This window comes from uncultured Candidatus Puniceispirillum sp. (genome assembly GCF_963979125.1).
Taxonomy (GTDB): Bacteria; Pseudomonadota; Alphaproteobacteria; order Puniceispirillales; family Puniceispirillaceae; genus Puniceispirillum.
The window spans coordinates 21,142-31,290 of record NZ_CAXBVX010000014.1 but is presented as its reverse complement, the minus strand read 5'-3'; the positions used below and the strand labels follow the sequence as shown (position 1 = coordinate 31,290).

The 10,149-nt window shown below is 48.7% G+C and carries 7 protein-coding genes; 6 read left to right on the top strand and 1 reads right to left on the bottom strand.

The window, feature by feature from the left end:
• Window positions 1–900: porphobilinogen synthase (gene hemB, locus ABNT28_RS02945; protein ID WP_348720989.1), on the bottom strand; the 900-nt coding region annotated here is incomplete at its 3' end.
• 66 nt (window positions 901–966) lie between these two features.
• On the opposite strand from hemB, the gene ABNT28_RS02940 reads away from it, so the two are divergent.
• The 6 genes from ABNT28_RS02940 to rpsB all read left to right on the top strand — a co-directional run bounded on the left by ABNT28_RS02940 (window position 967) and on the right by rpsB (window position 10,135).
• Entirely contained in the window at window positions 967–2,037 is a 1,071-nt protein-coding gene (locus ABNT28_RS02940) for an enoyl-CoA hydratase/isomerase family protein (protein ID WP_332924086.1), read from the top strand.
• Between the two features lie 117 nt (window positions 2,038–2,154).
• Complete coding sequence (gene proS / locus ABNT28_RS02935) at window positions 2,155–3,468, top strand: proline--tRNA ligase (RefSeq protein WP_332924087.1); 1,314 nt, start codon at window positions 2,155–2,157, stop codon at window positions 3,466–3,468.
• 56 nt (window positions 3,469–3,524) lie between these two features.
• Window positions 3,525–4,781 (top strand): lipoprotein-releasing ABC transporter permease subunit, encoded by a 1,257-nt coding sequence (locus ABNT28_RS02930; protein WP_332924088.1) that lies wholly within the window; start codon window positions 3,525–3,527, stop codon window positions 4,779–4,781.
• A complete protein-coding gene (locus ABNT28_RS02925; protein WP_332924089.1) occupies window positions 4,774–5,475 on the top strand; it encodes an ABC transporter ATP-binding protein in 702 nt (233 codons plus the stop codon). Before ABNT28_RS02930 ends, ABNT28_RS02925 begins: the two co-directional genes overlap by 8 nt.
• A 119-nt stretch (window positions 5,476–5,594) precedes the next feature.
• Entirely contained in the window at window positions 5,595–9,059 is a 3,465-nt protein-coding gene (gene dnaE / locus ABNT28_RS02920) for a DNA polymerase III subunit alpha (protein ID WP_348720988.1), read from the top strand.
• A 209-nt stretch (window positions 9,060–9,268) separates the two neighbouring features.
• Window positions 9,269–10,135, top strand: coding sequence for a 30S ribosomal protein S2 (gene rpsB / locus ABNT28_RS02915; RefSeq protein ID WP_348720987.1), 867 nt, complete (start codon window positions 9,269–9,271; stop codon window positions 10,133–10,135).
• The last annotated feature ends 14 nt before the right edge of the window (window positions 10,136–10,149 follow it).

Here is a 10,149-nt window from a genome sequence, read left to right as displayed (position 1 = left end):
TCGGTCATGATCAAGCCAGCCATTTTCGGCTGCCGCTACGATCATGGCATATTCACCTGACACCTGATAGGCAATGCATGGCACCCCAAATTCGGTTTTTGCCCTGTTCAGAATATCCAGATAGGGCATACCCGGTTTGATGATAACCATATCGGCACCTTCTTGCAGATCAAGGTCAATTTCATGCATGGCTTCATCACTATTCGCCGGATCCATCTGATAACTTGATTTACCTGATGACCCAAGCGAAGCACCAGCCTTGACCGCGTCACGAAATGGGCCATAGAACGCAGACGCATATTTTGCCGCATAGGCCATGATCATTACATTTTGGTGGCCAGCATCATCAAGCGCTGATCTCACCGCGCCAACACGCCCGTCCATCATGTCGGATGGAGCAATAATATCACAGCCAGCATCAGCTTGCAGAACCGCTTGCTGACACAGAATATCAACTGTTTCGTCATTGGCGATTATGCCATCGCGGATGACGCCGTCATGTCCATGGTCGGTAAAGGGATCAAGCGCAACATCGCAAATAACTCCAAGGTCAGGGCAGGCACTTTTGACAGCACGAACCGCTTGGCAGACAAGGTTGTTACCATCAAGGGCATCGGTGCCGTCAGCATCTTTCTGTGATGCATCAAGGGCTGGAAAAATAGCAATAGCGGGTATCGAAAGGGCAACGGCTTCGCCAGCCTTTTCAACAAGCCGGTCAATCGAATAGCGGAACTGACCAGGCATTGACGTAATGGGCTCATCAATCTCCTGACCTTCGACAACAAACATAGGCCAGATCAAATCATCAACCGAAATGCTGGTCTCGGCCATAAGACGGCGCGAAAATGATTGCATGCGGTTACGGCGCATCCGCGTGGATGGAAATTGACCTCTACTCATGCCAGCTGGTTTCCGATATGGTTCATAATCATGGGATATATGTAAACAAACATGGGCCTTTCTGCAATGCGACAAAGCGACATCATCTGTTCAGTTGAGACAGGCACAAGGTCACAAAAGGTCGGTGTTATAACGCTTGACCGCCCCAAGGCTTTGAATGCGCTTAGTGTAGAGATGGTTACGACCATACATGACCAGCTAAATATATGGGATCAGGACGATGCTTTATCGCATGTCATTATCAAAAGCAGTGCGCCGCGTGCCTTTTGTGCTGGCGGTGATGTGCGCTATGCGCGTGAATTATTGCTTACAGATCCGGTGAATGGCGCGCTGGGCTATTTCAAGGCTGAATATCTAGCCGATGTGGCGGTTGCACAATTTTCCAAGCCGATCATTGCGCTATGTGTCGGTATTGTCATGGGCGGTGGGGCAGGTATAGCCCAAAATTGCAGCCATATTGTCGCCACTGATACAACGCGTTTTGCCATGCCTGAAACGGCTATCGGCTTATTTCCGGATGCGACAGCCAGCCTGTTTTTGGGGCGCTGTCCTCGTCCAATCGCTTTATGGCTGGGCACCACAGGGGCCATTATTGATGGTGCTGAATGCATGATGCTGGGGCTTGCACATGCGGTTGTCAAAACGGCTGATATTGATGCGCTGGCTGGCGCGCTTGTCGCCTGCAATCCTGATGAGATAGACGATGTTATCGGCACATTTCAGATTGATCCGGGTGTGCCGGGACTAAGTGCCAACAGGGCGGCGATTGATTATATTTTTGGCGGTGCAAAGGCCGAAGATATGGTCATCCGTGCCAGCGATATGGCGCGTATCAAGGGTGATGCCTTTGCTGCCAACATCCACAACTTGCTGACAACGCGCTGTCCAGTTTCAATAAAGTTGTTCATCCATTTGCTGACCTTGTCCGACATGCTTGATGGCGTGGACGCTGCGCTTGATCTTGATTTCAAGCTTGCGCTCAAGATGATGCGCCGCCCTGATCTGTCTGAAGGCATCCGGGCCGTGCTGGTTGATAAGGATCATGCGCCTATATGGTCACCAGCGACACTGGCCGAGGTTTCGGATCACATGATCGCCGATATCTTTAACCATGAGGGGCTTCCTGCCTTGCGTTAGACAGGGCTTCAATCTAGATTGTCGGTGTTGACATGCTGTCCCATTGATGTAATCGCATATCTCTTTACCCAGATTTGCCAGATCTGATTACGAATAAACCATACCAAGGAAATTTTGATGCGTCTTAGCCAGTATTTTCTCCCTCTTTTAAAAGAAACTCCGAAAGAAGCGCAAATCGCGTCACATCGTTTGATGTTGCGTGCGGGCATGGTGCAACAGTCAAGCGCGGGTATTTATTCCTGGTTACCGCTTGGCAAGCGCGTTCTTGATAAAATTGAAAATATTGTTCGTGAAGAACAAAACCGGGCAGGTGCCTTGGAAATTCTGATGCCAACCATTCAGCCAGCCGAGTTATGGCAGGAATCTGGTCGGTATGACGATTATGGTGCCGAGATGTTGCGCATTGTTGATCGGCATGACCGCAACATGCTTTACGGACCAACGAACGAAGAACAGATCACCGATATTTTTCGGGCACATGTGCGAAGCTACAAGGCACTACCGCTAAATATGTATCATATCCAGTGGAAATTCCGTGATGAAGTGCGTCCACGCTTTGGGATTATGCGGGGACGTGAATTTCTGATGAAGGATGCCTATTCTTTTGATCTTGATGGCGATAAGGCACGCGCGGCTTATAACCGGATGTTTGTGTCCTATCTCAAAACCTTTGCGCGCATGGGTTTGACAGCTATTCCGATGGAGGCTGATACAGGTCCTATTGGCGGCGATATGAGTCACGAATTCATCATTCTGGCCGAAACAGGCGAAAGCGGCGTCTTTTTTCACAAAGACTGGATGAATATCAATCTGGATGCTGACATTGACTACAATACTGACTTACAGCCGTTTGTTGATAAATTTACCAGCCTCTATGCACGTGCTGATGACATGCATGATCCGGAAAACTGTCCGGTACCGTCGGATGATCTGATGTCTTTGCGTGGCATTGAGATTGGCCATATTTTTTACTTTGGCACCAAATATTCTGAAACTATGGGTGCCACGGTCAGTGGCCCCGATGGCAAGCCTGTGCCTGTTCACATGGGCTCTTATGGTATTGGTGTCTCGCGGCTTGTTGGCGGCATTATCGAAGCCAGTCATGATGACAAGGGCATCATCTGGCCAGATGCGGTGGCGCCTTTTGGTGTTGCCATCATCAATCTAAAACCTGGTGATGCCATATGTGATGCCCAAGCAGATCAACTTTACCAACAATTTGATAATGCGGGACTGGAACCGTTACTTGATGATCGCAATGACCGCCCCGGTGCCAAGATGGCAAGCATGGATCTGATCGGTATTCCGTGGCAAATCGTTGTTGGCCCCCGCGGTATGGAACATAACATGGTCGAACTAAAAAGGCGCAAAACAGGCGAAACTGCCGAAATGTCGCCAGATTCTGCTGTTACCAAAATCTTAAATGGATAATTGTTTTTCAAAATGTCGAACGTCCTTCTGCTAACGTCTATATTGGGAACTGTTTAATGGCTTTATTTTTCTCTCCGGTCGAACGGATGCTTGCAATGCGTTATATGCGGGCGCGTCGGGCTGAGGGGTTTATCTCGGTCATAGCGTGGTTTTCACTAGCCGGTATTACGCTAGGGGTCGCCACATTGATTATCGTTATGTCGGTGATGAATGGATTTCGCGCCGAACTTGTTGATCGCATTCTTGGCCTTAATGGCCATGTAGCTATTTACAGTACCGCAGGCAACGGCATCAAAGATTACGATAATTTGGCTCTGTCTATCACTGAAATGCCTGGCGTTATTGCTGTCACACCTCAGATCGAAGGTCAGGTTATGGCGACCAAGAACGCAGTCAACCTTGGTGCCGTCATTCGGGGGGTGCGCTGGTCAGACTTGGCTGCTCGCAAACCGTTATGGGAATCGCTTAATGAAAAGGCAATTGCCAGCTTTCGTGATGAAGGCGGGGTGCTGATCGGTAAAACTATGGCGTTCAAGACGGGTATTGCCCCGGGGGGCACGATAACGCTAACCACCGCGCGTGGTAAGGCCACGGCATTTGGCACCTTGCCAACACGCCGAAGTTTTAAAGTAGCAGGCGTTTTTGATGTTGGCATGCATGAATATGATACCAGCTTCATCTTCATGCCGCTTGACGTAGCTGGGGATTTTCTTGGCTTGCCTACATCGGTCTCAGGACTTGAAATCTATGTTGATGATCCACAAAATATCGCATTTTACCGAACCGCTATTGCCAGCACGCTTGCCAAAGACCTGCGCGCCTTTGATTGGCTGGACAGGAACAAAAGCTTTTTGAACGCGCTTGCTGTCGAACGCAATGTCATGTTTCTTATCCTGACGCTTATCATCCTTGTCGCGGCTTTTAATATCGTGTCATCAATGATTATGTTGGTGCGTTCAAAGAATGCCGATATTGCCGTATTACGGACAATGGGGGCAAGCGGCGGGTCAATTTTGCGGGTTTTCCTGATGACAGGTGCCAGCATTGGCGTTGTTGGCACGGCCATCGGATCGGTTCTTGGGATGCTGTTTTGCTGGAAAATAGATGCCATAAAACAGTTTCTCGAGGGTATATCAGGTGCCGAATTATTCGCTGCCGAAATTTATTTTCTGTCCAATTTGCCCGCTAAAGTCGATCCACAGGAAGTGTTGATGGTGATTGTAATGGCGATCACATTATCTTTCTTGGCCAGCCTGTATCCAGCATGGCGTGCGACGCGTATCGCCCCAGCCGAGGCATTGCGCTATGAATAAGAATGAACAAAGCCGTATGCCCATGCTATCGCTTGACAAGGTGACAAAGCATTTCACACAAGGTGATAACAAACTGGAAATCTTGAGTGATGCTAGCTTAACCGTTGCATCAGGCGAAATGAAAGCGCTCATAGGCCCTTCGGGGTCGGGCAAATCAACCTTGCTGAATATCGCGGGGCTTCTTGACACACCGACCAGTGGCACCGTGACTATTGCTGGTCAGCAAACAGACAAGCTTGGCCGCCGAAAGCGTGGTCAGCTTCGCCGCTCGCACATTGGTTTTGTTTTTCAGTTCCACCGCTTGCTTCCTGAATTTTCAGCACTGGAAAACATCATGATTCCGCAAATGCTGAACGGCCTTAGTCGTGACGAAGCCGCCGCCCGCGCTGAACAATTATTGCAGATGGTTGGCCTTGTAAACCGCGATAGCCATCGTCCGGGCTTGCTATCAGGTGGTGAACAGCAACGTGTTGCTATTGCGCGTTCGGTGGCAAATGCGCCGCGTGTCCTTCTGGCTGACGAGCCAACAGGCAATCTTGATCCGGTAACAGCGGCAAGTGTTTTTGAACATCTATCGGCTATTGTACATGGCACGAATACAGCGGCCTTGGTTGTTACGCATAATCAGCAATTAGCGCATGAAATGGACAGCATTCTGACGCTTAAAAACGGTGTCATCGAAACTATCAACTGATCTTTGTTCCAGTTTTTTGAATAAAATTTACACAACCTTATTTCCACGCATTGCACTTACGTGACTATGGTTTATGCTGGGGTTTATGCTGATCCCTTCAGCCGTGAAACAGGTGTTAAATGCCCGCCAATTTTGTTCATCTTCGTCTTCATACAGCCTATTCACTGGCTGAGTCTACTCTACGAATCAAAAACCTTGCGCGCCTTGTGGCCGAAGATAAACAACCAGCCGCCGCGATCACCGATACCAACAATATGTTTGGCGCTCTCGAGTTTTCACAGAGTATGGCTAATCTAGGTGTTCAACCTATCATGGGCGCACAGCTAAACATAAGTGACAACCAAGGCGTAGGTGAGGTTGTTTTGTTGGCACAGAATGAAACTGGCTACGTCAATCTTTCCCATCTATTGTCTGATGCCTTGCTGAATTCAGAAGCAAACACTGATCCACAATGTAGTTTTGAGGCTTTGGCGGCGCGTGCTGAGGGGCTGATTTTGCTATCGGGTGGTGTGATGGATGGCTTTGTTGGTTTGCCTGCATCTGACGGGCGCCAAGCACTGGCTAAAGCACGACTGGAATCCTTGCATTCAATCATGCAGGGGCGTGTCTATATCGAATTGCAAAGACATGGCTTGGGTGCCGAACAGGTTGCTGAACCTATTCTTGTTGAATTGGCGGATAAACTCGATTTGCCATTGGTTGCCACAAATGATTGCCGCTTTGATACACCAAAGATGGCTGGGCCACATGATGCGCTTGTTTGTGTTGGTACAGGGCGCAAGGTTTCAGAAGATAATCGGTTAAAATATTCACCAAACCATTACTTTAAATCAGCAAAACAAATGACTGATTTATTTATAGATATTCCAGAAGCTATTACTAATAGTGTAATCATCGCTAAGCGATGTAGCTATATGTCACCTGAGCGGGCGCCAATCCTGCCCCCATTCACGTCTAAGACAGGTAATACCGAAGATGTCGAACTTGCACGGCAGGCAGAAACTGGTCTTGCCATGCGGCTAGAACGCCACGTTTATAATGACAACATGGATGCCGCCACAAAAATCGAAATCGCCAAACCTTATCAAGACCGTTTGGCATTTGAACTCGGTGTTATCAACCAGATGGGATTTCCGGGATATTTTTTAATCGTTGCTGATTTTATTCAATGGGCTAAAAACGCCAATATTCCGGTTGGGCCTGGGCGGGGATCAGGTGCTGGCTCGGTCGTTGCATGGTCGTTATCTATTACTGATCTTGATCCGCTTCGCTGGGGATTGCTTTTTGAACGGTTTTTGAATCCTGAACGTGTATCGATGCCTGATTTCGATATCGATTTCTGTCAGGATAGGCGTGATGAGGTCATCACATATGTTCAGGAAAAATACGGCAAAGACCGCGTTGCCCAGATCATAACTTTTGGATCGTTGCAAGCACGCGCCGCTTTGCGCGATGTGGGGCGCGTTCTTGAAATGCCCTATGGACAGGTTGACCGTATCGCTAAACTGATACCGAATAATCCGGCTAACCCAACCACAATAGCACAGGCACTTGAAAGCGAAGCTGATTTACGTGCTGAGCGCAATCAGGATGAACAGGTCGCTGATCTGATCGATATGTCTTTGTCGCTTGAAGGTCTTTATAGACACGCATCGACCCATGCGGCTGGCTTGGTCATTGGTGATCGTCCTCTGGCTGATCTTGTGCCTTTATATCGTGATCCCCGCTCAGACATGCCGGTAACTCAGTTCAACATGAAATGGGTTGAAAAGGCTGGTCTTGTTAAATTTGACTTCTTGGGACTTAAAACGCTGACAGTTCTGCAGCGGGCGGTTGAATTCATCGCCCAGCGCGGCATTGACATCGATCTGGAAGCCATACCGCTTGATGATGCCAAAACCTTTGAGATGCTATCGGCTGGTGACACAGTGGGTGTGTTCCAGCTTGAATCAGCAGGTATGCGGGATGTTTTGCGCGGCCTGAAACCTGACCGTTTTGAAGACATTATCGCTGTTGTGGCGCTCTATCGTCCGGGGCCAATGGAAAATATCCCTGATTATGTTGCACGTAAACATGATCCATCGCAGATCACCTATATGCATCCTGATCTTGAGCCGGTTTTGAAAGAAACTTACGGCATCATGATTTATCAGGAACAGGTACAGCAAGCGGCGCAGGTGTTGGCTGGCTATACATTAGGTGCTGCCGATATTTTACGACGTGCGATGGGCAAAAAAATCAAAGCCGAAATGGATGACCAGCGTGCAACCTTTGTTAATGGCGCGGTTGATAATCAAATATCGGAAAAACTGGCTTCCGACATATTTGACACGATCGCCGCTTTTGCTGGATATGGGTTTAATAAATCCCACGCCGCGGCCTATGCGCTTGTGTCATATCAAACGGCCTATCTGAAAGCGAATTATCCCGTCGAGTTTCTGGCCGCGTCTATGGCACTTGATGCGGGTAATACCGAAAAGCTGGCTGTATTCCGTCAGGAATGTCAACAAAAGGGCATTACCATCAAGCCGCCTTGCGTCAATTACTCCTTTGCCAGTTTTCGTGTTGAGCCTGTCTCCGATACAACAAATGATACAGCCGATAATCCGTTGGCCATTCGTTATGCGCTTGGCGCGATCAAGAATGTTGGTGCCGAAGCTATGGCTCGGCTGACCGAAAAACGCGACTCAGGTACAAAATTCAAAAATATGATGGATTTTCTTGAACGATTACCACGTGATGCCAGTAATCGACGACAGATGGAAAATCTGGTGCGGGCAGGGGCGCTTGATTGCCTTCATGAAAATCGCCATGAACTTTTGAAGAATATTGATTATCTGCTGGCACATGCAGAAACCATGCGGCGTGACAAGGAATCGAACCAGAACAATCTGTTTGGTGAAGACACAGACAGTATGGCCAGCTCTTTACGGCTTACCCCATGTGAAGATTGGGTTGCCATGGATCGACTGAAAGAAGAATTTGATGCTTTGGGTTTGTATTTGTCGGCGCATCCGCTTGACGGTTATGGAAATCAGTTGGAAAAGCTGCGCATTATTACCGCCAGTGAATTGAACCGCCAGATTGAGGCGGGACGGCCACCACAACGTGTTAATCTGGCTGGATCAATAACGGGAAAACAAGTGCGTGTATCGCAACGCGGTAATAAATTTGCCTTTGTTCAGTTCACCGATCAGACAGGTGTTTTTGAAACAACCTTCTTTTCTGACGTTTTATCTGAAAGTTCGGATTTATTAAATGATGACAAACCATTACTGGTTTCAGCTAATCTTAAAGTTGAAGATAACGGGCCACGGTTGCTTGCAGCGCGTGTTCAACTGCTTGATGATGCTGTTGCGGCATGGCATGGCGGCGTTGGGTTATGGATCCGTGATGACAAACCGCTTGAACAGATTAAATCGGTCTTGCGTGATGATGGTCCTGGCAAGGCCGAGGTCAAGCTACATTTCACCGTTGATGGGCATGATGTGCGCGTGGCTTTGGCTGGCCGTTTCAAGCTGAGCGGTGAGCTACGTCAGAATCTGCGTCGTATTCCGGGTATTCTGGAAGTGCGCGAATTATAAGACATTAAATCATCTGGCAGATTATTTCTGATTCTGCGCTTTATAGGGCTTTCTGGCTTGCTTTTTCACGGATAAGGCGATACATCTCTCCTCAATTCACACATGAGGGCGGTCGTGCATGGCAAAATCCATGCTTCAGGCCATCCGGTGAAGGCAGTTGCCTTTCATTTCCCTCATGGAGGTTTAACCGGAGAACAGGAGTAAATAACATGGCTCTCCCTACTTTTACTATGCGCCAAATGCTTGAAGCAGGCGTTCATTTCGGTCACAGCACTCGTCGTTGGGACCCGCGTATGGAACCGTATATTTTCGGTGAGCGCAACAAAACACATATTCTAGATCTTCAACAGACTGTGCCAATGTTGCATCACGCTCTGAAAGCGATCAGCGATGTGGCAGCCAAAGGTGGCCGTGTTCTGCTTGTTGGAACAAAGCGTGCCGCGTCTGAAAAGATCGCTGAAACAGCGCGTGACTGTGGTCAATATTATGTAAATCACCGCTGGCTTGGTGGCATGCTGACAAACTGGTCAACTGTGTCACAGTCAATCCGGCGTTTGCGTGATCTTGAAGCCCGCATGGAAAGCGGCGAGATTAACCAGCTGACTAAAAAAGAAATTCTACAGCTAACCCGTGAACAGGAAAAGCTCGAGCGCACCCTTGGCGGTATCAAGGAAATGGGCGGTCTTCCTGACATCCTGTTTATTCTTGATACAAACAAAGAAGCTATCGCAGTTCAGGAAGCCAACCGTCTCAATATTCCGGTTGTCGCTGTTGTTGATAGTAATGCCAGCCCAGAAGGCGTTGATTATCTGATCCCGGGCAATGATGATGCCATGCGCGCCATCACATTCTATTGCGAATTGGTACAAGGCGCGGTTCTTGACGGTTTGCAGACCGAATTGATGAAAAGCGGCGGTGACGTTGGCGCGGCGATTGAAGCTCCTGTCGAAGCGGCGCTTGAAGTTGCTGCTGAAGAGGCACCGGTCGAAGTACCTGCAGAAGTTGCCGCCGAAGTTGTTGCTGATGCGGCGGCAGAGGTTGCGGCTCCTGCAGAAGGCGCGGCTCCAAAGGAATAACAAACATCTGTTTC

Coding starts and splice junctions, on each gene's coding strand:
- rpsB (WP_348720987.1), top strand. CDS start 9,269: ATGGCTCTCCCTACTTTTACTATGCGCCAAATGCTTGAAGCAGGCGTT.
- ABNT28_RS02930 (WP_332924088.1), top strand. CDS start 3,525: ATGGCTTTATTTTTCTCTCCGGTCGAACGGATGCTTGCAATGCGTTAT.
- ABNT28_RS02940 (WP_332924086.1), top strand. CDS start 967: ATGCGACAAAGCGACATCATCTGTTCAGTTGAGACAGGCACAAGGTCA.
- ABNT28_RS02925 (WP_332924089.1), top strand. CDS start 4,774: ATGAATAAGAATGAACAAAGCCGTATGCCCATGCTATCGCTTGACAAG.
- proS (WP_332924087.1), top strand. CDS start 2,155: ATGCGTCTTAGCCAGTATTTTCTCCCTCTTTTAAAAGAAACTCCGAAA.
- dnaE (WP_348720988.1), top strand. CDS start 5,595: ATGCCCGCCAATTTTGTTCATCTTCGTCTTCATACAGCCTATTCACTG.